This window comes from Haloarcula marina (assembly GCF_024218775.1).
Taxonomy (GTDB): domain Archaea; phylum Halobacteriota; class Halobacteria; order Halobacteriales; family Haloarculaceae; genus Haloarcula; species Haloarcula marina.
Window position 1 is genome coordinate 3003063 of record NZ_CP100404.1, and the last position, 22121, is coordinate 3025183.

Consider the following 22121-nt stretch of genomic DNA (forward strand, 5'->3'; position numbering starts at 1 on the left):
GACGCGGAGGGTACTGTCGCCAGTCTCGGTCGTCGCCCACCCGGCGTCTCACGCCGAGTGTTCGTAGACCATATCCCGGACCTGCTCGACCGTGTACATCCCCGTACAGCCGGGGGTATCCAGACGGAACTGGTTGGCGGGCGTGCTCTTGGCGTAGGTCTTCTCGATGCGTGGCGCACCTTCTAGCGGGTCGTTGAGCGCGTCGAGGATGCGGTGGGCCTCTGCATGCGACATCGCCAGCCAAATCGCTTCATCGGGATCGCAGGCCGCCATCTTATCGAAGTCTTCGGGTACTGCACGGCGAACGTCGTGATTGATGCGTTCGGCTTCGAGCGTGATGCGGATACGGCCGTCACCGTCGAGGCCGACGACATCGATTCGATGACGGTCGTACTCACTTGCGGCGTCGCTGAGTTCGTTTTCGCTGCCACCCATGGCACTCGCTGCGGGGACAGCACTGCGGTCACGTTCGTCGAGTTCGAAATACGGAATGACTTCTTCGACCGGTGACTCCGGGTCGTCTCCATACTCAGCTTCAAGATATCGACGACCGACCTCGACGGCGAGGACGTGCTCGCTCGTCTCCTCTAAGTCACCCTTTCCGTGGCCGTAATCGACGCCCTTGCGATAGTGCTCGCCGATAAGGCTGCGGCCCGCAGGTGTCACGGTATAGAGCTTGTGTGGCCGGTCTGCATCGTGCGTGAGCACGCCTGCATCAAGGAGGTCTCGAATCGCATCGCTCTGGATATCGAGATATTCCTGTAACCGGAGCATGCTGTCGTGGAGAAGGTCGTATTCCGGTGGTGTATACCGCAGTTGCTGAGCGTTGTACACCGCCTGAACGAACATGAGCTGTCTATCCGAAAACTCCGTTTCTTCGCGTTCTCCGGGGGTGAGTTTGAGGTTTACCTCACAGATGGGGATGTCGTCCGGATCAGTTTCATCGAGTATAGAGCAGCATTCGATTGCGCGGCACATCCCTGGCCCATCGGGGTCATACCGACTCTCACACTCACAGCAGGCAAGGCTGTGTATCGAAGCGTCATAGATGACCGTCGGCGGTAGCCGATTCGTGTAGGGCAAGGCGCTGTCGACTCGCTGTGGTGGCTCTGTTTCCTCTTCAGTATCGGCAGTCTCGGCCGGGCTCGGTTCGACGAGGCGGAGTGCTACTTGCTCTTTCATCCGCGCCTCGATACGCTGGGTCGCGCGCTGGAACCCTCGTCGACGGGCGGGCGTCGTCGACGCTGGGTGGCCCGCGGGCGGGGTGAGCGAGCGCACCAGAAACGGCGCGGGTTCGTCCTCGTCGAAGCCCGCAGGGAGCGAGACGAACCATTGGCCGCGTCGGAGTGCGCGCAGTCGATTCCCCACCTTTCGAACGCCCATCTCGTCGGTCGCCAGCCGCGTTGCGAGCTGGTCGTCGACGGCGACGTTACCGGTGACGATGGTCGAGACGTTGTTCAGTACCTCGCGATAGGCACGGTCGCTCGTTTCTTGCAGTTGGGCGGGAAACTGCATGGCCAGCGTCAGCGCACAGTCGAAGCTTCGAGACTGTGAGAGCAGTTCCGAAAGGAGCGAGGAGACGGCGATACTTGCAGCCTCCTCGACGTAGACGTTGACCAGCGGTCGGTCCATATCGGTGGGTTCGTCTTCGTCGTCCTGGGATTCAGCGTGCGCACCACGCTGGTGTGGCACGTCGCTGGCACGGCGTTTGAGCGCCGACCAGAGATTCGAGAGGATCAACAGTGCAAGTGCTCGCTGTGACTCACTCCGGAGGCCGCCCGTATCGAAGATGATGACCACGTCTTCATCCAGATACTCACGGAGGTCGAAGTGCGGGTCGTCACTATCGGTTCGGTCAGGGACGTGATTGAAGATACGTGCAAGTCGGGGATTGACCGGGACTTTCTCGATACGGTTCGCCACTCCCTGCATGAGCTCGTCGAACGTCCGAGCGCTGTTCGCGACGACGCCAGCCAGCATGCGTTCGAGGTCGCCGTCCGAGACAGGCGGCGCCGTATTCCGGTCGTGCATTTCTTGCACTGCACTGTGGAGGTCGCGGTGGCTGAAGGCATCCGACCCGCTCACCGGGTCGAACATGGCTTTCGTCACATACCGGATGATGTCCGGCGAGCGAACCGCCTGCTCGAAGCGGTCACGGCCCATCAGTTGAATGAGTATCTCGATATAATGATCGACACGGTCTTCCACCGCTGACGTGCGGGAAATCCCCTCTTCGAGTTCGTCTCGGATATCGAAAAACGAGAAGGCAGGTAACAGCGTCGCGCAGTCGAAGTACAGGACGTTTTCGAGTGTGCCGTAGCGCTCGTAGTGAGCGCACATGTATTCGAGGGGCATTCCATCACCCTTCGGGTCGATGAGGATGTCCGCGCCGTCTGTGGCCTCGTGATTGTCGAGGATGGCGTTGATGAGACTCGTCGACTTCCCGGAGCCAGTCTTGCCGAACCACGCGAGATGGAGTGACTGGAGTTCCGGTGGGAGCGCGAGTGGGTCAGGGTCGGGTGTGTTGTCCTGTGTGAGTGGATGGCCGATCGGGAGACCTGTGGTTCGATACTGTGTGAGTTGGCTTTCCGGTGGTTGCGAGAGGGACTGGCGGTCGGTCGGCGTTGCATCGAGACAGCGCCGACCCGCTGCGGTGAGCCCAGCGCCATCGAGTATGCAGAGGCCGCCGAGTTCGGTGGCGTCGACGACCAGCGTTGGGTGACGGACCGATGACCATGGAAGTCGGTCGGTGAGGCGTGCATTCGCGGTCAGAAACGTCCCCTCTTCGAGCTGCTGTCTGATTCGCTCGACATCGCTCCCAGTCGAGACGTGACCCGTAATGTCGTGCGTCGTCCGTGAGACGTGTGCAAAGGCCGTCGACAGTTCGTCGGCGATCGTTTTGGGTAGGTGGTCCGTTGTAGTCGGGCCGTCCATGGATGGTTCCGGCGCGACGACGGCGCGAACGTTGACGTCAAATGAACACCGAGGGTCGCGCTCGTCGAGTTCCGTCAGTCGGCGTTCGTCATCCGCGAGGAGTAGCTGATCGTCTGGGTCTGGTGAGCCAAAAACTGCGTTCGCAATCGACCCCCCGAGCGTATCCTCGCCGGTCGCGATGGCGAGTTTCCGGTCAGCGAGTTCGGCCGACCAGTCGGCTTTCGGCTGGATAAGTATCTGAAACGCGATTGTGACGGGACTGTTCGCGATAGTCTCGATGACGCCCGCGAGTGGGATGCGATGGCCGTGGCCATCCGCATCGTCTCTATCCTCATAGAACGATTCGAACGGTGCGAGCGGTATCTGCCAGTCTTTGGGGTGTGCCGTCTCGCGTTCGTAGGAGACGGCTGCGGCCGTGGTCTCCGATGGGAATGGCGTGACGAGGTCGCCGAGAACGCCAGCTCTGGGTTCGTGGACGCGCTCGAACGCGTACGAATCCGGAAAGAGCGCTCTGAGCGTACTTTCGAGTGCCGAGAGCGTCTCTTGATGGTCGGTCGTGACGTAATAGGCACCGCCCGTCTCGTCGCCGACCAGCAGCCATTCGATGGTCGGTGGTTCTGCACTGTCACGGAGGCGTGCCAGCCAGCCCGTTTTCGCTGGTGTTACGAGTCGATGAAGTCGGCGGATCTGTGCCTCGACGCCGGCCGGGTCAAGCGAGTCCTCAGCTGGCTGTATTCGGATATACGTGTCTGCGTCTTCTGCAGGGACTGGGAGGGTGCTGTCGGTGGGTGGAGAGCGAGCCATCTGTCGTGGGTGGTGACTCGATTACTGAGTGCCACGATAACACTTCTGTCAGGGAGAAGTGTGGTCGACTATGCACGAGTGAGTCCAGAACTTCGCTCGTTCCTTGAGGAAGGGGACTCGGCGCTACCGCTTCAGTTGAAAAGCAGCCGTTTCCGATATGGACTGTACTCCCTCACAAACTATTTTATACCTCGTTTCGTATCTTCGGACAGTGTCCGAGGAGATGGAACGATATCCGACGGTCTGTATCGACGTCGCGATAGGGAGCGAAGTCGATATCTTTCGAGTTAGTGCGGCCGATAAGATACTTAGACTCCTCGTCGACAGCCATGAGACGGAGTTCACCATTCCCGAACTCGTCGATACGACGGGAGCGGCCCGCTCATCGGTCTGGCGGGCGGTCGACCTGCTCGAAACGCTCGGCGTCGTTCGCGTCCGCGAGACACCACAGCGAAACTACGTCTCGATAGATCCGGACCGCCTCGAAAAGGACGACCCTGTGCTCGCTATCGAACAAACTGCATTTCACGAGCCGGTTCGGGCGTTCGTCGACCGCGTTCGAAACCGTATCGAAGAAACCGATGTAATCGACGAACTCGTCGGGGTCGTCGTCTTTGGCAGTGTCGCCCGTGGCGAGGCTGATAGGCGGAGTGATATCGACCTATTCGTCGTCGTCGAGGGTGACCGGACGACTGCCCGCAGACTTGTGACCGATGTGGTAAGCACCCTCTCCGAAGAGCGATTCGATGGCGACCGGTTCGCGTTCGAACCGTACGTCGAGTCTGTCGACAGCGCAATCCGAGCGGGATCGAAGCTCGAAGAGGTGTTCGACGAGAGCATCACTGTCGTCGGGAGTGAGCAACTCCAGTCGATTCGAAAGGGAGTGTTCGCCGATGAGTAGCACGCGTATCGAGCAACTATTGAACGATGCACAGGCCGCCTTTGACCATCGGCCCACCGATATCGAGGCCGGACTCAACGTTTCTGACGCTGCGCTACTCCAGCTCAGGAAGGCGTGTCGACTACTCGCTGGAGCAAAAGCACTGCAGGAGCAAGGCTACTACACGCTTGTCATTGAGGCGTCGTTTGTGGCGATGGAGCGAACGGTCGAGTTTAGACTGCTCGAACGGGGGATGATGGAGCCGACAGACTTGCCCGGAACCCATCCTGGTGTATATCGAGAAGCAGCGTCGGCTGGTATCTTTTCGGAGTCGACGGCGAATGATCTCGCGGACCTGTGGCGTGACCATCGGGCGAAGACATACTATCAGGACGGCCTCGCGGCAGCGGACCGCGCCAAAGCGATGTATGCTCTCGCTCAGGAGGTCCACGAGTTCGTCCTCGGGCGGTCTTCACAAGGCCACGAATGTCTGTGTGAATAGCAATCAGCTTGTGAACCGCCTCGGGGTCACCCCCCGAGGGACTCCGCTTGGTCCGCCTGTAGAGAACATGTACTCAAAGCAGTAGCATGCCTCGGCTTCATCACTGACTGTTTTTCGTGAATACTCCCCGACAATGCTGAGGAATACCGAGAAGATGACGAGATATCGCGGGTGTCTATCACCTCGAAAGCCCTCGGGCCGTCGACGCCCACGGCTCGCTGCGCGCTTTCCTCGCTGAGCTCGTTGCAGTGCTTATCTGAAAATCACCGGCGGCGATTTTCAGCATCCTGCAAAAGCGTACGGCGCTCTTGCGAGGACATCGCCGGGGCTCGTCTCGCTCGCCCGGCCACCGCCCACATCACTCACAGCGTACGCCGTTCACACTCTCAACGAAGGTCTGTTGCTGAAGGAGCGTCATGTGTAGGCAGAATGGCCAAACACTCAATAGTCGGCTCACGCAATTATCATACCAATGGCTACTATCGAGATTGACGACGCAGTATATGATGCATTGCAGGTTCCTGAAGAGGAGCGCTCTCAAGCAATGAAACGGGAGTTAGCTGTCTCACTGTATGCACGTCAGATCCTTTCATTCGGAAAGGCCCGCGCGCTCGCAGAGATGTCAAACCGAGAGTTCCAAGCGTTACTCGGTGAACGTGAAATCCCACGTCACTATACTGATACTGAGCTCGCTGAAGACATCGAATATGCCGAATAGCGAGCTTGTCGTCTCGGATACATCACCACTACTGAATCTCTCACTTATCGACCGACTTGACCTTCTTAAGTCGCAGTTTTCGGGCGTGACAGTCCCGGAACAGGTCTGGGGCGAACTTACCGAGGGCGAAAGAGGGGTTGAAGCACTTCGCAGCATACGTGCAGACGGATTGCTTACCGTCACCGATGTCGAGCAATCCGATTTATTTATTGAAATATATCATGAGTTGGATCTCGGTGAGACGGCCGCTATCTGTCACGCTATAGAAAATGATGCTGATCTAATCCTCTTAGATGAAAAAGACGGCCGACGCGTTGCTCGTAGGCATGATCTGCGTGTAACCGGGGTTATCGGCATACTCCTCCGAGGAGCAAAGAGCGGGGCTGTTGAGATCGAAAAAGAACTCGATGCACTTCGTGAGGCTGGCTTCTGGCTCTCCGATGACCTATATTCGAAGATTCTGTCTGAAGTAGAGACATAGCTGTTCTGGTACGGCTTCTGGGTTGGCTCAGTATGTCGCAAGCGGGTCAGCCGATTCCACCGATTGCAACAGCGGTCTGTCGACAGAGAACAAACCGTGCGGAACTCTGTGAGTGACGGAACCTTCGAAAGCCCTCGGGCCGTCGACGCCCGCGGCTCGCTGCGCGCTTTTCTCGCTGCGCTCGTTGCAGTGCTTTCGTCGCCGGGGCTCGTCGAGCGACCCTCGCCCTTTCAGTCCACCAGGGGGCGGTTGGATGGGCCATTGGTGGTCCGTCTCGCTCGCCCGGCCGACGCCCGCATCACTCACAGCGAACAAGGTTCGCTGTTCGTTCCTCGCTCGCCCGTTTGGGACGCCAGCATCAAGTGCGGTTTCGGTCTTCGTGCCTCTGACCGAGAACCGACTTGAAACTGGCCGCTCGGGCGGACTGGCCGGGCGCGCGCTACTGGCTGGATGCTGTCGAAAGCGCGCGCTGCCCGCGCCCTATCGGGCGCGTGAAGGCGCGGACAGCGCGCGAAGAGGTCGTCGACGTGTGCGGAGAGCCACGGCTGGAGAGTCGTGAAAGTTGGAAGACGCTGAGTAGGCGCCTTCAGTGAACAGCAATGAGTATAGAGAACTCGATTCGATATGAAGTTTCGCACGATGAACAGACGGGGGCGGAGGCGGTCGTCGAAGAGCCGGAGCTGCGAGGCTCGGTTGAACAGGAGAAACAGGCGAAGGTCGACACGAATCATTATGCGGCGGTCGGCCGAGGCCTAACACTTGAGGCCGAAGAGCGGCTGGCGGCCCGCGAGTGGGAAATTCGGCGAACCCGAACCCGGTGGGATGCCCGAGAGGAATCAGACCGAGAGGCACGGACGAGAGTCGTCGTCGAACGGCAGAACGAGGCGCGACGACGGCGGTTCGAAAAACGGGCGGCAAGCGTCGATAAATGGACGGATACGCGACGGGCGGACCCACGGGCGTCGATGGCGGCCGAGGAGTTGGCGACGGTGAACCAGCAGGCACGGCGGATACATGAGCGAGTCCGAACGGGGACGACGACGGCGGCGCTCTCGAAGCGATTGGCGCGGAAGGTGGCAGACGGTGTGGATATCGTGGATGCATCAGTGTCGGTGACGGAAGCCGAATGGCTCGCACCGGGGACGGTCGTCCCTATCGAGAAACTCGGTGAGGCTGACCGGCCAGAGGTGTGTCTGGAAGGGCGAGTGACCGTGCTGTGGGACCCACGAAGCCCGGCAATCTCACAGGTGGGGCTCATCGAAGACGAGACCGGACGGACGAAGTTCACGGCCTGGACGAAATCGGATATGCCGTTAGTGAAAGAAGGCGAGCGGGTGCGGCTGCGGTCGGCCGCGAAGAGCTGGTACGACGGGCGCGTCTCGGTGGCGCTGACGGGCTGGAGTCACGTCGAGTTCCCTGAACGCGAAGCGGGCGCGTTGTAGACTCTGGGCGGCTCTCTTTTTTGTTCGTGCCCGTCGCCTCCCCAACCGTCGTCCTCGCGTTGCTCGGACGCCCCTCGCGCGTTCTCGGCGCCGACACGCCGATTCATCGCGCGCCAGTCGCAGAATGATCGTACTATAGAGTATCATACCGAACTCTGCGCTCTCTTAACACGGACTATTTCTGCCCCGGTGGGTTCTGGACTTTCCCGCATGACCTGCATGAGACACGGTCTATAGGGTAATTGAGCAATGAGAATATCTCATCAGCGTGGGAGAGTATCGGAATATGGGGAAATTTATTGTTTCCACCCACCATATAGGAGGGTATGTCCGAAGCTACGCTGGACGGTCGTGGCCGCCTCACCCTTCCGAAAGAGATTCGAGAGCGATATGGTGAACGGTATCACATCGTCCAACTCCACGACGGTATCAAGCTGATTCCAATCGAAGAAGATCCGCTTGAGGCCCTCCGTTCTGAGTTCGCGGACGTGGAGAAGACAGCGGAAGAACTCCGCCAGGGCGCGCGTGCCGCAATGCTAGACGAGGCTGGACGCTGAATGTACGCTGAAACGGACTTCCTGCTAGCACTGATCAAGGACGAAGACTGGCTTGGTGACGCCGCGGAGGCAGTATATAATAATCATCAGGACGAGTTGTGGACATCTCGATTCACACTTATAGAGCTCCTCATGGTTGCGTATCGTGAGGGACGAGATACCGAGCGAGTCATCACAAATGCGGCTTCCTTACTGGACGTGCGCGGTGACGTGGATACAGTCGTCGCAGCAGCAACCTACGTTGAAGACCACGGATTCACCCCATTCGATGCACTCCATCTCGTCGAATCCGATGGTGACACTATCGTCTCAAGTGATGAGACGTGCGAATCGTTTGCTCCACGACTTGACTTGAAAACAGTTCGAGATGAGTAACGGTATGTCACGCGACGCACTGCAGGCGTGCTTTCGGCTTCACGATGTGACGATTTCATAACTGGACCCCGATCCTCATAACGAAGCCCTGTCTCATCGCCATTCGGCCTCAGGAGTTCCGTCTCGCCCTGCCAGTACTTTTTTTGCCCCCTGACGGGTGCGGGGGCTTTCCCGCATGACCGACATGGGACACAGAGCACTCATCGCCTACGAACGACCGGATCACCGATACAACTGCCACTACTCGCACTGGGGAGCACTCACCCTCAGGCTGAAGCGTGATATCACGCCCGAGACGCCATTCGGCGGGGAGAGACACCACGAAGAACGCTGTACCTGCTTTCGGCAACTGTTGGAGGCGTCTTCTGAGACCGTTGCGGACGAGATACTCGAAGCGACACCGATCCCACAGACACAGATTGACCATGACCCACTCGTTGTCGGAACGACCATCGAGACGCTCATCGCCGAGTACCTGGATTTCCTCCATCACGAGGCGTTCTACGTCGTCGACGCCGAGTTCGACGTGACGGCGTATCGAACCCACTGGTTCGGCCTGCAGTACAACTGTCGCACTGTCGAGAGTGGGCCCACTATCGGGAATGGCGCACTCAGGACAGTCCGGTGGTACGACGGCGAACCAGTCGGCGATGGCTTTGCCCAAGGCGAATTCCGGGCGCTGAAAGCCGTCGTCGGCGAGATGGTCGACCACGGTGTGTTCTCACCCACAGAGGCGGCAGCGTACATGGCCGAGAAACTCGACAGCTGGACTGGCGACAGGTCGGAGCTCCTGATTCGGACGCCGAACAAAGTCTGAATCGGGGCACACCGTCATGACCAGTCACGGATGTGCTGAGAGCGTGTCGACCCAACGGTGCATGTCACCGTACTGTGGTCGACCGTCACGGAACTTGGTGATGGTGGCCAAGTCCGCGAAGAGTATTCGTCACCGACGCTGCCGTCAATCTGGCCATATCCCCCACCGATCACTCGATGAGACGTCAGTAGTCATCAAAGATTGGCGTTTGGTCCTCGGACGCGCCACCGTCGACGGACGTTCTGTCGTGCCCCGCGAGGGGCGCGGGGCACACACTCGTGTCCTGAACAGATAATGTCGAACGCACATTCACCGACGAATCCACTCTCAAAGTTGGATTTTACCACCCGTGTCGCAAAGCGCGCCCAGTACGAAGCCTTCGAGTTCGACCTCCTCGGCGAACAGATTCGTGTCCGAAACGGGAGTTACGCCGACCCCGAAAATCACGAATATCTCGTCCGTATCGAAGACGGCATCCCAGTGTCTTGTACCTGCCCGGCCGACGAGCATTTTGAGGGGGCGTGTAAGCACCGCGTCGGCGTCGCGATTCGCCGACCGCTCGTCGACCTCGTCACCGATGTCCAACTCCGAGCCGACGGCGGCGACTCCATCCAACCATCAACCGCGAGAGAAAGGTCGAACAGCAACCGGGCACTACCCGAATCAACAGCGGACAGCGAACCAGGCACAGACGACTGTGAGTGTGACGGGCTCCCGGATTCAGTGCCGTGTTGGCCTTGTTACCGCGATGGGCGAAAGACCTTCGAGTGAACCGCCTCGGGTTCAAGCCCCGAGGCAGTTCACTATTCACGATTTTCCGACCCGCGCTACTCAACTGATCGTGCCACAGCAGGAACGATTCGCTGATATGGTGCGGATCGACCTCCTCAAGACGAATCGTATATTGAGTCGACCGAGATTAGCCCTTTGAGGAAAAACACTTCTCGACCGCGGTGAGGTCAAACAGCGACCAATCATCGTCCAGTTCGTCCTTTAGGCCGTCGGCAAAGCCACTCTTCGAGAATAAGGCGAACTCCTCGTCTCGTGTGTCAGGCCCCCATCGGACGCGCTCAGCTTTCTCGCGTAATTGTGAAGCCAGTGCATGGCCGACAGGATCACTTGTCCATTTACACTCTGCGAGGAGAATGCGGTCGTCATCGGGAGCCAGCCCGACGATATCGATTTCGTCTTCTCCGTACCACCACCGGCCGACTTCCGAATAGGGTCCGAGTTCGCTACGTCGAATCGCCTCCCAGACGACTTCTTGGCACACGACCTCGAAGGTCGTCGCGACGTGGTCGGGAAGGTTCGGCTCGATTGTCCCGTCGTAGACGATACGTGGGGCTTCTTCGATACTGGAGCGGTTCGGTTCGACGAAGCGAAACCAGAATCGGAGGAACTCATCAGCAACTCGGTAGCGTGAGCGCTTCGATTGCTTTGGTGAGGCAGTTACGGGTACGTCGCGGCCGATCAATCGTAAGCGACGGAGCGTCTGGAGATACTTCGATAGCGGTCCCGAATCGATTCCGGTTGCACCCGCGATCTCGTTGGGTGTCGTGTGCCCGGTCGCGACTGCCTCGAGGATGCTCTTATACCGAGCGGGGTTGCGAAGCTCAGTCCGGAGCAAGAACTCGGGTTCGGTATAGAGAACGGCCATTGGGGAGAGAATTCGTGTCTGGATGTTCTCACCGAGAGATTGGTCGTACTCGAAGAGGGTGAGATACATCGGCGTTCCACCGGTGACCGCAAACGATCTGATTGCATCCTCGATATCGTAGGCGATGGCCTCGCGAGCCTGCTGGAACGAAAACGGTTGGAGGTCTATCTGTCCCGTCCGACGACCGTACAGCGGGCTCTCATGGCCGAGTACCTCCGATTCCATCGTACTCACACTGGATCCACACAGGACGAGCATCGAGTTTGTGTCCTGAAGTTGCTCGTCGACGAAGGACTGGATATAGGACGGTAGTGAATCGTTCTCTTCGATGAGATACGGGAACTCGTCGATGACGACGATACACTCGTCTGTGTCGAGGTGCTCGCCGAGATAATCGAGGGCTTCGTCCCACCCCTCGATTCGGGGAATGCGGTCTTCGAAATGAGTAGCGATCTTCTCGATGAACTTTTCGCGTTGGCGATGCTCGGCCTCTTGTGCTGCGAGAAAGTAGATGTGTGGCTGGTCCGAACAAAACTTCTTGAGGAGTTCTGTCTTCCCGACGCGGCGACGCCCGTAGACCACGTAGAAGTCGTGACCTGGGGACTCAAATGCATCCTCCAGAGCAGCGAGTTCGGAATCTCGATCGTAGAAGGCCATTCGTTAGATAATGATTATTGTGATAATGACTTATAGTTTGTTCTCTCACCATCTTGTCCGCACAGATGAAGCCCCTCGTCGCGGTCTCCGCGAACGCAGCCGAACAACGACCGGGCACTACCCGAATCGACAGAGGACACAGGCGACGCCGACAGCCCGTTTTTATTGCCCCCTGACGGGTGCGGGGCCAGCAACCACAGGCCCCGACGAATCAATGAGTAGTTCTAAACCCTACACAGACGGTTTCGATGAGGATCCAGATACCGACCTTCGCGGTGCGTGTCCTGAATGCACGGGTGCAGTCGCGGTCGACGGCGGCGAACGAGCGTGTACCGACTGTGGCCTCGTCATCAACGGACACGGCCTGGCTTACGGCAATCGGCCGCGGTGGTCCGAAGACGGCCCGGATACGCGACGGACGGGCGCACCCTTAACGCCAGCCAGACACGACGATGGCCTCTCCAGCGAAATCGGGCGCGGTGGCGACGCGAACGGGAACCCACTCTCAGCACGAAAGCGTCGGCAGATACGCCGACTGCGCCGCGAACACACTCGCGGACGGTTCCGGTCGAAAGCCGAGCAGAACCTCGCATTCGCCTGTGGCGAGATTGCCAGAATCGTCGGCGCAATCGACCTGAAACGCGACATTCGTGAATTCGCCAGCCGCCTGTTTCGCCGCGCACAGAACCGCGGTCTCATCCGAGGGCGTTCACTCGAGGGCTTTGCGGCGGCGAGCGTCTTCGCAGCCTGTCGGTGTCGGGGCATCCAACGGTCGGCGGCCGAGATTGCGTCCGTCGCCCAATGTAACGGAGAAACCCTGTTGAACGACTATCGAACGTTGAATGTCGAACTCCAGTTAGAGACGACCCTCCAGAAACCCGACCAACTCCTTCCGGGAATTGCATCCACGCTGGAACTGGAACGTACTGTGGCTAATCGGGCACGAGAACTCATCCGAGAAGCCGAGTCAGCAGGCATCGCCAACGGTCGTCGTCCCGCAGGCGTGGTTGCCGCGGCGATCTATCTCGCGGGAAAAGATTTCGGCGACGGACGGACCCAACGAGAGATAGCCGACGCCGCGGGCGTCTCGACGGTGACGCTTCGTCAGCGAATGTACGATTTGGAGGAGACAGGCGAATGATGGGTAGACTTGGGCGTTCAAGGGTCGCTGTGCTGGTCAGGGTCCGAAAGTACGCGAAGGCAATACGTCGACATCTCTCCAATCAGGGAGAGAACCACCTCGTTTACGAGTGTCGGAACTGCGGGACGACGATTCAATCACCCGGACAAGAGTGTCCGTATTGTGGACCGACAGACGTCGTCACGTACGAACTCTCGTAGTCTACGACGTTACCCGACGCCCCGAGTCGCCCGCATCTCTACATTTCATAGCCACTCCCGAACCCTAGTATTTCGGCTCTCATACCGAGCACTCAGCTTACGACGCTCGCCGCCCTACTTCTCTCGAAATGTCGATGAGTACCACCGAACGAACGACCGGGAGCGACACCAGAATGAAAGCCGTAACGGCCAACGAGTACGGTGGCCCCGAGGTCCTCCGACTCGACACCGTGCCGAGACCCACCCCGGAGCCTGAGGAGGTCTTGATCCGTGTTCGTGCGTCCACCGTCGGACCGGCCAACTCAGCCATGCGCGAGGGTCGACCGTTTCCCGTCCGCTTTTTCAGCGGCCTCCGACGACCCACGTCCATCCCGGGGGACGCGTTCGCCGGAGAGATCGCGGCCGTTGGCAGGGACGTCACGCGCTTTGCCGTCGATGACCGGGTGTTCGGGACCATCGCTCCCGAGTCGGGCACACACGCCGAGTACGTCTGTGTCCCCGAAGAGGGCACGCTCGAACTGACGCCCGCGGACGTGAGCGACGCGGAGGCCGCTGCCGTCGCCGACAATGGTCTCACGGCCATGCTGTTCCTTCGGGACGTAGCCGACCTCCAGCCCGGCCAGTCCATCCTGATCAACGGCGCCTCGGGCGGAATCGGGACGTTCACCGTCCAGCTCGCCGCCCACGTCGGCGCCGAGGTCACGGGCGTCTGCAGTACCCGGAACGTCGACCTCGTGCGATCGCTGGGCGCCGACGCAGTCATCGACTATACGACCACCGACGTGGTCGGGACAGGCGAGACTTACGACGTTATCTTCGATGCCGTGGGCAAGGGGTCGTTCGCGCAATTCGAGGACGCGCTGAATCCGGGCGGGCTGTATATGACGACCGTCCCTTCGATAGGGATTCTCCTCGACATGGTGCGGACGAGGCTTGTCGGTGAGAAGCGAGCCGTCTTCGCGGCCACGGGGATGAAGTCAGCGGGCGTGCGGAAGAAGTACCTCAGGGAGCTCCGAGCGCTCCTCGACGCCGGAGAGATTCATTCGGTGATCGGGCGGCGATATCCAGTCGTGGAGATCGTTGAGGCGCATCGCTACGTCGACACTGGACACAAGCGCGGGACGGCCGTGGTCACGATCGACTGACCGGAGGGTTGAGCAGTGTGAGTCATTCCTGCGGGGACGGTGAGGGCTGTTTTTTCAGTTATCCACAAATAGTGTCTAGTTGGTAACTAACTAGGACGCATTGAGAAATATCGGCGTGGTATCCTGATTACGCGTTAGAATCTTACGCAAAACTTATTACTCGATACTGAAGTGGATAGCCCAGACGTACACGGTTCAGGGCACGCTGCAGGCGGTTTCAGTCGATACGCTGTTCGGTACGTCCCGTGAGAAATGTCTACGCCACCGACGTCGGCCTGCGGGCCGACAGATGACACGCCGAGTCGCATCACTCACCCGAGACGGATTGTCGGCCGCTTTGGGCTGACAGTGGGATTGCTCTCACTCCTCGCAGTCGAGTCCGTCGCGGCTCAGACCGTGGGTACCGCTTTCTGTGAATCGGCGATGGCACTCACCGTCAAAAATCTCTTTACCGTCATCCAGTTCGGTGGCCCGCTCATCGGCGGCGTCCTCGCCCTCGGTGCGACCGTCGCCATCCCGACGATTCGCCGAGCGGACATGAAAAAAGAGCTCAAAGAGATTCGCAATCAGGGCGTCATCTGGGGCGTCATCGTCGCGCCGCTCGCGACCGTTATCCTGCAGTTCATCCTGAACAACATCGTCGCGGGTGGGACGAGTTGCGGCTTCTGAGGTGGGTGACCCGACGCACACTCATCATGACGGTCCTCACCTCACTCGTCGTTGCGCCCATGGTCGTCACTGCCCATCCACCAGCGTCCCCGGACCACGGCGTGAACGAGACGGCGTTCGCACCGCTATGGTCGAACGATACCGACGACGCTGTCGGAGACGTGAACGCTTCGGCCCGGGCACTCAGTACGCTGGCGGCAGGAACCGATATCCCACTCGATGAACCACCACTGGCCGTCGAGCGTTGGAACGAGGGCGAGCACGAATCGTTTCCTCACACTGGCAGTGCGGTATCGGCTGCACCGTCACATGCGACGCTCGAAGACGGTCAGTATATTCGCGATGCACACGTGACTATCTTGACGGTTCAACCCTCGACTATCGTCCATACATCGGCGACTGAGCGAACGCACTACGTTGCACCTGACGGCGAGGTCCTCGGCGTCGTCGATTTTCGCGTCCAAACACCTCTCGGGCGGCGGACGGCAAATCGAACAGTCACACATTCCGTTGTGGATGCTCGCGTGAACGAGACGCGGTTGCTCGTCGACGGCGACGTGGTTACCCGGACGAATCGGACCCGAACACCGAGGCTATCGTACACCGGGCTCGTCGCGAAAACAGAGCCCACGACGCTCACTCTCATAACGACCATCGAGACGCGAATCCGAACAGAGCGTCGAGCCTGCAGGGTGTACAACGCTACCCGAGAGAGATGCACGGGCTGGGACCGGCGAGTGAGCTATGGGGCCGAGACGGTTCGCGTCAGCGATTCCGTTGCGGTCTATCCCTATGAGTTGGCCGTCTCTGGGTATGTCGGGCGCTATCCCGACGGCGACCTCGGAGTAGTCGTCTACAAAAGCGACCCGTGGGGTGGTTACGAGCTAACGGAGACGGCGTCGACGGTGGATTCAGGTTCGGACGCAGAAGGCCGAGTCGCTGGCGTCTGGCGGTTCTACACCGCTCGCAATCCTGCATGGGATACGCTCGAGCGCCGACGGGCAGGCAATACGACGCGTGTTCATTCCCCAGCCCATCCACTACAGGTCCATGCGTTCCCGATTGAGGTTGGGCCAACAGCCACACCCCGAAACAGCGTCGGGATACTGCGTGCATTTGGGGAGGAGCTTTCGCCGCCGACGCTTCCATCGAACGTTTCACTCGATGTCGTCTCAGAACCCTACCTGGCGAGCTATGGGCTTGTCACTCGCTGGGAAGCGGATAGAGAGACACCAGCGGACACCGAAATCGAGGCCGAGGCAAGCAACGACTTCGAGACGACAGCAATCACCGCACGCGGCCTCGTCCGCGGCGTCGAGACGACGCGCACCCTCGATACCCTCGCTGAAGTCCCGATTCGTGAGAGCAACCTCACGCTTACTCTGCAGAATCAGTCGGCTGAGAGCGCTACTGTCCGAGTTATCCTCCGCGATGCCGAGACAGGAGAGCCGATCGAGACGCACTCACGCGATGGCTATCTGCTCGTCGACGGCGAGCGCATTCAGACGAACGCAACAGGCGTCGCCGTGTTCACTGTGCCGCCAAGACGCGATGCAGTGAGTGCTCGATACGTCCCCGGTGAGTGGTGGCTGAACATTCCCGGCTACGTCAGTGACAGCGATACAGTGTATATCCGCAGTCCCGTGCTGGGGCTTCTCTCGACGCTGTTCGTCTTTTCGGTCCCCGTTTCCCTGTTCTTGCTTGCCGTCTGGCTCATCGACCGCATCACTGGCTGGGGTATCTGGCCACCGTGGAGATCACTATGAAACCGAACGACGAAACCACAGTACTAGAACGCTCACGCTCGACGGCCACACGACAATCACGCCGACGGTTTCTTCAGACTGTCGCGGTCGGTAGTGGTGTCGGACTTGCAGGCTGTCTCTCACGCGGTGCGGAGCGAGATGGTCAACAGGGAACTGCAGAGTCAGAAGCGATTGCAGACCTCTCGTTCGAGGGAGAAGACCTCGTCCTCACTGCGACAGAGGGTTTTCACGGGAGCGAACTCCACGTCGTCGACCCGACTGAGACGGTGTGGGCGAAGACGTCGACCGAGCATACGACCGGGAAAGCACGGATTCCGTTGTTGGATGTAGACAGCTTCGATGATGACAATCACTATACACCGGGGACGTTCCAGTTCGTCTTCGATCCGCGAGAATCGGAGTCGTACACTGAACACGTCGAGTTGGTTCCGAAAATCTCAGTTATTCGTGTTGAACAGTTCGGAAAAGAAACGCCACTTGGTTTTGGCCGAATTGCAATCGCGATGCAGAACAGTGGGACTGGCCCAACATGGATATCAGATATAACCTATGAAGGGGCACCCAACTATGCAGCGAACGATGAAGTTTCGACGAATACGTTTCCATCGTTGCATGGGATAGAGAAGCCCACTGACGCGATTCTACAGCCACAGTCGAGTCAGACGTATCTTTCACGGCAAGTCCCCCTTCGGTTTCTTAGTGAGGAGCAAGACTGCTCTCCAGAAGACTTCTCGATGATTCTCGTGGTCAGCACTCCCCGATCCGATTTGCTTCGTTACAAAATAGAAGCCACGAAAGGTGGCAAACCGGGGTCAGTGAGCCTCATTGATGCCTATGTGTGTTCTGATGTCCAACTAACGCTACATGACGAGGTCGCATGACTGCCACAGCGTCGATTTGTTCTCAGTGGGGTAACTGATGCAGACGCTCAGTGATGTAATCTCTACTTCCCTCTCCGATTGGATTAGCTCACTACTCAAGCCAGTTGGGAAGGCTATTGAGGGTAGTACTGAGGCCGTCGTTGAGGCCATCGTTAGTACGCCAGCACCCAACCGCGTGTTCGGCAAGCCGACCAATGACGCATGGCCTCACCTGTATGAGTACTACTGGGGTGAACTCATCCCGATAACCCTCTTGCTGTACGGTGTCGCGATTGGACTCGTCATCTTACTCGAATCGACGAGTCACCTCTTCTCCAGTTACCACCGGACGAAGCTGAAAAAGCGGGCGTTCTCCGGACTCTTGGGGATCCTCGCGTGGTGGTGGATTGCCGCCCTCTCCCTACAGTTGGTGAATGGCCTTGCGGGCGTCCTGGTACCGGACCTCTCGAATATCTCGTTGTTCGAGTCGCTCTCCTTTGGAGTGATGGGGTTACTTGGATTGTTGGTCTCCTCGACGGTCGACCTCATTCTGTTCGTCCTCATCGGCCTCATCTACTTCACGCGGCAGGTGATGCTCTATCTGTTCGTCCTGTTGATGCCGCTCCTCATCGTCTTCTGGATACCCGGCGTTGGGCCGTTCTCACTCGTCTCGCGGTTCATGACGCGACTGGCCGGGTTCTACGCACCATTCTTGTTCATGACGATTCCCGTTGCACTGCTGTTCAGACTGGGAGAGATACTGGGCAGTAGCTTCCAGTTCACGGTCGACGGCATCGCACTCTGGTTCGTTGCGTTGATCATCCCGTTTGTCGCCGTCGTTGCGCCGCTGTTGATGTTCTGGCAAGCGGGGGCTATCTTCGTCTTCGGCGAGCGTGCAAGCCATCACGCGTCCGCAGGGCGCGCACAACAGCGGGTGACGGGGACGACGGCCAAGGCACAGACAACTGTGCACGGAACGCAGAACTTCAGCCGTGGCGTTCGTGGCGACCACGCAATGAAACGCGACGGCCAAACGGTCCTCGGCTCTGGAGGCTCACGAGCACATCGGGGCGGGAAACGAGTGCGAGAGACGGCCGTCTCACTTCGCGACCGAGTCAGGAGCGTACGGCCGGGTTCGTCAGCATCCGACGCTACAGAGGCGAGTTCGGGCCCTGCATCGAAGGGCACCGACAGCCGAGCAACCGATTTCTCGACAATGCGCGACCGTCCAGGTCGCTCCCGTCCCTCGAAGTCCACAAAGACAGAGACAGACATGGAATCAGCCGACTCGACGAGTGACCGACCGAACGACGACCGCCCGCGCTACATCAACTAATCCATCATTCAATGTCACATCGAGACCCCGCAAAGCGAATCCCGAAGTTCCTCGGAACCGAGGCAACGCTCTTTGGAACCTACACCCTCTCAGACGCCGCGGTCGGCCTATTTCCAGCCGTCGTGGTCGTCTTGCTCGTACAGGTCATCCTCCCCGAGTCACTCACTGTTGGTGGGTACGCACTCCAGACACTCACCCTGCCGTTGGCCGGTGGGGCGATACTCGTCGGGGCGGTGTTCGTCTACCTCACCCCATCGTACACGTCGAGCATCGACTGGGTTGGGGCATACGTGGCGTCACTCCGAGCACCGACGGAGTACGACGTTGCTGCCGCAAAAGAGCAGACACAACTCGAACGGATTCACTCAGAACATGATGCACTCGAACGGACCGATGGTGCCTTTGTTGGGTTGGTGCAGGTCGACCCGCCGAATATGGCGCTAGCGACGAGTGAGGAGTGGGGTGAACGCGCCGACGCCTTTGCCGACTTCTTGAACACGACCGTCGAGTTCCCGATACAGCTATATTCGACCACCCAAGCGTTCCCCGTCGAAGCGTATCTCGCTCACTACGAAGAGCGATTAGCAGACCCAGATGTCCGAGCGAATCCGAAGCTTGCGGGCCTCATAGACGCTTACACCACGTGGTACGAAACGGAGATGGATGCACGGCAGATGACCATCCGCGATCACTACGTCGTGGTTCCCGTCACCCCAGCCGAAGTACAGTTCGATAGCGAGAGTCTCTTACAACAAATAGCGGCGATACCGCTACTCGGCCTGTTCGTCAGCGCGTGGTTCGCACCGCGACTCGCCGACGAGCGCCAGGCGATGCTCGACGAACTCGATAGTCGCTTGCGGCGTGTTGAAGCCGGTATTCGCGATATCGAGGGATGCGGGGCAAAGCGGCTCGACGCACACGAAGCACTGGGTGTGGTGGGTGAGTTCTGGACGAACGAGACGTATCGACCCGAGACGCTGTCACAGCTTGCTCGAGGGACGCCAGTCGTGCGGGGGAAGAAACAGTGATTTCCCAAGTACTCGCATCGCTCATGGCAGCGACGCCGACGAATGGGAGTCCTGAGGGTTCGGTCGAGTCGCAGGACGATTCGGAGTCTGGCACATCGACGGAGCCTCGTACAACGGACGATATCGACGTTTCGTACCCTCCCTCGATCAAAGCCCTCCCTGATCTCGGCGATATTCACGCCTCGCTCATCGGACCGTCCGGTATCGAGACGAACCCAAACAGCGTCCGCGTCGGCGAGACGTGGGTGCGCTCGCGATGGATTGCGGAGTATCCAGAGACACCGATGGACGGCTTTCTCGAACGACTGTATGCCGCCCCGGAGACGCGAGAGACCGATATCTCGATTCACGTCGACCCGCGAGACACAGAGGCGACACTTCACTCGCTGGAAAACCATATGGAGGAGTTAGAGGCGGATGTCGAATACTTAGAAGAGAAACGCCGCGCCGGTGCCCGCGGCCTCCAGAAAGATCTCGAAGATTATCGCGACCTCTACGATACGCTCAGGAATAGCTCCATGCAGGCCTTCGATGTCGCGACGTATCTGACGAGTCGCGCCGACGACCGTGATTCCCTTTCGGGAAGTGCCGTCCGAAAGACCGCCAGACAGCCCCCGGCCAATCTCACCCCCGTGACGCCGCGCTGGCAGCAACTCCAGACGCTCATCTCCACGAGCCCTATCGGCGAGAACAGACTGGAGGCGTCGCTCTCGACGCAGACACCTATGCTCGCGGGTGCGGTCGGCGCGATGTTTCCATTCGTCTCCGGGGCGTTTGCCGAACCCGGTATCGAATACGGGACGTATGCACTGAATGAGAGCCCGCTGATTCTGGATCGCTTTGCGCGTGAGACTGGGTATTGTACGATGGTCATCGGGAAGCTCGGGGCGGGGAAATCCTTCTCGACGAAGCTCCAGTTAGTTCGCCGGGCAATGTACGACCCCGAGACGGTGCTCATCATGCTCGATCCTCTGCGCGGGTTCGCGGGCGTGAACGACGCACTCGGTGGGGAATGCGTGACTGTTGGCGGGACGCGCGGGTTCAACCCGCTGGAATTGCAACCGACGCCCGCCGACGTACTGGCGTCGGTCCCAGACCTCGATCCGTGGGCCGAGCAGATTTCGTGGGCGATGTCCTTTTTCGAGACATTCTTCGCACACGTCGCGAACAATCCACTTGACGAGCGCAAGCAAACGCTCAGACGCGCAGTCCAAGAGACCTACGAGCGAGCAGGGATTACGCGCGATCCGGGGACACATTCGAAGCCGTCGCCAACGATTCGCGACCTCATCGAGACACTTGAGGAACTGCTCGCCTCACCAGCGGCGTTCGGATACACCACCGAGGGCGAGCAAACGAGCGTCGAAGCCGACGCCCAATCACTCCTGAAAGACCTTCGGCCCTCTTTCCGCCAAGGCGGGGATTTGTCGAATCTCGCACGGCCGACGGAGTTCGACCTCGATGCGAACGTTATCTATCTGGATCTCCATCAAGAAGAAGGCGCTCGCGGTCGCACCGAGACGAGTCTGATGATGCAGGTGCTGTTCAACGCCGTGTATGAGCGGGCGAAACAGACCGAGAAACGCGTGATCTTCGCGATTGACGAAGCGCACTATCTGATGGGAGATTCGACCTCGCTCGACTTTCTGGAGACGGCTGTGCGACACTCGCGACATTACGACCTCTCGTTGCACTTCATCACCCAGACCGGCGGCGAGTTCGCGCTGACGCCTGAAGCCCGGACGATTGCAAGTCTCTGTTCAATGACGCTGATTCACCGCGTGAACGAGGAGGCCGAGAAGTTGGCCGAATGGTTCGACCTGAGCGAGCGTGAGGTGAACTGGGTCCGGACGGCGAAAGCCGGGAACGAAGAGGATGGGTATTCGGAAGCATTGTTGGGTATCGACGAAGAGGGATGGTTCCCGTTGCGGGTCCGGGCGAGCGCGTTCGAGGTGGAAGCTATTGATGGAGGTGCTGCGTGACTGAATTATTGGACATCACACATCGAGTGTGAGTTGGGTTTCCGGTACGAGCCACTCACACTGCCTCAAAGTCACTGTGTGGGTGAGCGAGCATCCAGCACCGAAGAATCGATAACGGCAGTCCCTCCTGCGATTGGTGTCTGCTCGGAAAATCACGTGAATCCGATCGC

General features: G+C 59.1%; 19 protein-coding genes. 17 read left to right on the forward strand and 2 right to left on the reverse strand.

The window, feature by feature from the left end:
* Positions 1–48: 48 nt before the first annotated feature.
* Complete coding sequence (locus NJQ44_RS15875) at positions 49–3738, reverse strand: ATP-binding protein (protein WP_254272308.1); 3690 nt, start codon at positions 3736–3738, stop codon at positions 49–51.
* Positions 3739–3961: 223 nt separating this feature from the next.
* Between NJQ44_RS15875 and NJQ44_RS15880 the strand changes: the two genes are divergently transcribed.
* From NJQ44_RS15880 to NJQ44_RS15920, 9 genes are all read left to right on the forward strand, one after another.
* Positions 3962–4639 carry a nucleotidyltransferase domain-containing protein gene (locus tag NJQ44_RS15880; RefSeq protein ID WP_348533087.1) on the forward strand — a complete coding sequence of 226 codons (678 nt, stop codon included), beginning with the start codon at positions 3962–3964 and terminating at the stop codon, positions 4637–4639.
* Positions 4632–5120, forward strand: coding sequence for a DUF8154 family protein (locus NJQ44_RS15885; RefSeq protein ID WP_254272310.1), 489 nt, complete (start codon positions 4632–4634; stop codon positions 5118–5120). Before NJQ44_RS15880 ends, NJQ44_RS15885 begins: the two co-directional genes overlap by 8 nt.
* Before the next feature lie 472 nt (positions 5121–5592).
* Entirely contained in the window at positions 5593–5838 is a 246-nt protein-coding gene (locus NJQ44_RS15890) for a UPF0175 family protein (protein ID WP_254272311.1), read from the forward strand.
* Complete coding sequence (locus tag NJQ44_RS15895; protein ID WP_254272312.1) at positions 5828–6319, forward strand: PIN domain-containing protein; 492 nt, start codon at positions 5828–5830, stop codon at positions 6317–6319. Before NJQ44_RS15890 ends, NJQ44_RS15895 begins: the two co-directional genes overlap by 11 nt.
* 599 nt (positions 6320–6918) lie before the next feature.
* Positions 6919–7761 carry a DNA-binding protein gene (locus NJQ44_RS15900; RefSeq protein ID WP_254272313.1) on the forward strand — a complete coding sequence of 281 codons (843 nt, stop codon included), beginning with the start codon at positions 6919–6921 and terminating at the stop codon, positions 7759–7761.
* 326 nt (positions 7762–8087) lie between these two features.
* A complete protein-coding gene (locus NJQ44_RS15905) occupies positions 8088–8318 on the forward strand; it encodes an AbrB/MazE/SpoVT family DNA-binding domain-containing protein (RefSeq protein WP_254272314.1) in 231 nt (76 codons plus the stop codon).
* The gene (locus NJQ44_RS15910; protein ID WP_254272315.1) at positions 8319–8693 is read left to right on the forward strand and encodes a type II toxin-antitoxin system VapC family toxin; all 375 of its coding nucleotides are present in this window, start codon (positions 8319–8321) and stop codon (positions 8691–8693) included.
* Positions 8694–8877: 184 nt separating this feature from the next.
* Positions 8878–9510, forward strand: coding sequence for a DUF6735 family protein (locus NJQ44_RS15915; protein ID WP_254274345.1), 633 nt, complete (start codon positions 8878–8880; stop codon positions 9508–9510).
* Positions 9511–9804: 294 nt separating this feature from the next.
* Entirely contained in the window at positions 9805–10281 is a 477-nt protein-coding gene (locus NJQ44_RS15920; RefSeq protein WP_254272316.1) for an SWIM zinc finger family protein, read from the forward strand.
* Positions 10282–10429: 148 nt separating this feature from the next.
* Here NJQ44_RS15920 and NJQ44_RS15925 read toward each other — a convergent pair whose 3' ends face one another.
* The gene (locus NJQ44_RS15925) at positions 10430–11824 is read right to left on the reverse strand and encodes an ATP-binding protein (RefSeq protein ID WP_254272317.1); all 1395 of its coding nucleotides are present in this window, start codon (positions 11822–11824) and stop codon (positions 10430–10432) included.
* A gap of 214 nt (positions 11825–12038) precedes the next feature.
* Between NJQ44_RS15925 and NJQ44_RS15930 the strand changes: the two genes are divergently transcribed.
* The 8 genes from NJQ44_RS15930 (at position 12039) to NJQ44_RS15965 (ending at position 21951) form a co-directional block, all read left to right on the forward strand.
* Positions 12039–12965, forward strand: coding sequence for a transcription initiation factor IIB (locus NJQ44_RS15930; RefSeq protein WP_254272318.1), 927 nt, complete (start codon positions 12039–12041; stop codon positions 12963–12965).
* Between the two features lie 334 nt (positions 12966–13299).
* Positions 13300–14310 carry an NAD(P)-dependent alcohol dehydrogenase gene (locus tag NJQ44_RS15935; protein WP_254272319.1) on the forward strand — a complete coding sequence of 337 codons (1011 nt, stop codon included), beginning with the start codon at positions 13300–13302 and terminating at the stop codon, positions 14308–14310.
* A gap of 423 nt (positions 14311–14733) precedes the next feature.
* Entirely contained in the window at positions 14734–14979 is a 246-nt protein-coding gene (locus NJQ44_RS15940) for a hypothetical protein (protein ID WP_254272320.1), read from the forward strand.
* Between the two features lie 26 nt (positions 14980–15005).
* Entirely contained in the window at positions 15006–16745 is a 1740-nt protein-coding gene (locus NJQ44_RS15945; RefSeq protein WP_254272321.1) for a DUF8186 domain-containing protein, read from the forward strand.
* Positions 16742–17626, forward strand: a complete 885-nt coding sequence (locus tag NJQ44_RS15950; RefSeq protein ID WP_254272322.1) for a twin-arginine translocation signal domain-containing protein — start codon at positions 16742–16744, stop codon at positions 17624–17626. The genes NJQ44_RS15945 and NJQ44_RS15950 overlap by 4 nt, the downstream gene beginning before the upstream one ends.
* Positions 17627–17663: 37 nt before the next feature.
* Positions 17664–18941, forward strand: a complete 1278-nt coding sequence (locus NJQ44_RS15955) for a TrbL/VirB6 family protein (protein WP_254272323.1) — start codon at positions 17664–17666, stop codon at positions 18939–18941.
* 11 nt (positions 18942–18952) lie between these two features.
* Positions 18953–19969 carry a TraC-like domain-containing protein gene (locus NJQ44_RS15960; protein WP_254272324.1) on the forward strand — a complete coding sequence of 339 codons (1017 nt, stop codon included), beginning with the start codon at positions 18953–18955 and terminating at the stop codon, positions 19967–19969.
* A gap of 23 nt (positions 19970–19992) precedes the next feature.
* The gene (locus NJQ44_RS15965) at positions 19993–21951 is read left to right on the forward strand and encodes a VirB4 family type IV secretion system protein (RefSeq protein ID WP_431357795.1); all 1959 of its coding nucleotides are present in this window, start codon (positions 19993–19995) and stop codon (positions 21949–21951) included.
* Positions 21952–22121: the final 170 nt, after the last annotated feature.